The sequence below is a fragment of the Neisseria sp. P0021.S007 genome (assembly GCF_051956855.1).
Window position 1 is genome coordinate 1 of record NZ_JBQCXA010000870.1, and the last position, 575, is coordinate 575.

The 575-nt window shown below is 52.9% G+C and carries 1 protein-coding gene and 1 pseudogene; both read left to right on the plus strand.

Features of this window, described 5'->3' with window-relative positions; genetic code table 11:
• Positions 1-187, plus strand: a pseudogene (locus ACTHUR_RS16435) (PqiC family protein); the annotation flags it as partial.
• Between the two features lie 66 nt (positions 188-253).
• The coding region (locus ACTHUR_RS16440) for a glutathione S-transferase family protein (RefSeq protein ID WP_440399746.1) at positions 254-575 on the plus strand (322 nt) is incomplete at its 3' end.

The following is a 575-nucleotide window of genomic DNA, read 5'->3' on the forward strand; positions in this document are numbered from 1 at the left end:
AATCTATGTTGAAGCATTCCAAGGCAGCTATCAGGGGCAGACTACCGTCAGCGGCTACGCCCTGTGGCCGGACGGACGCAACAAACCGTTTGACGTTACCACCCCGCAACAAGGCGACGGCTATACCGCCATGCTGGAATCTTTGGAAAACGGTTTGAACGAAGCGGCAAAAAGTATCGCCTATTGATGAGGTCGTCTGAAAATCCCTGCTGTGGGTTTCGCCAAAACCATTCATCGTACAAAAGGAAGAAACATGCAAAACATCACGCTCTATACCCATCCCTTTTCACGCGGCAGATACGTCGTATGGATGCTCAAAGAATGCGGCGCGGAATACACCGTCGTTCCCGTCCAGTTCGGCACGCAAATGAAATCCGCCGAATATCTCGCCATCAATCCACAAGGCCAAGTCCCCGCGCTCAAATTCGGTGATGCCGTACTGACCGAATCGACCGCCATTATTACCTTTTTGGCGGAACAATTCCCCGACAAACACCTCATCCCCGCCGCAGGTACGGTGGAGCGCGGCGAATACTACCGCTGGATGTGCATATTGATGCACCTCGAATACGCAG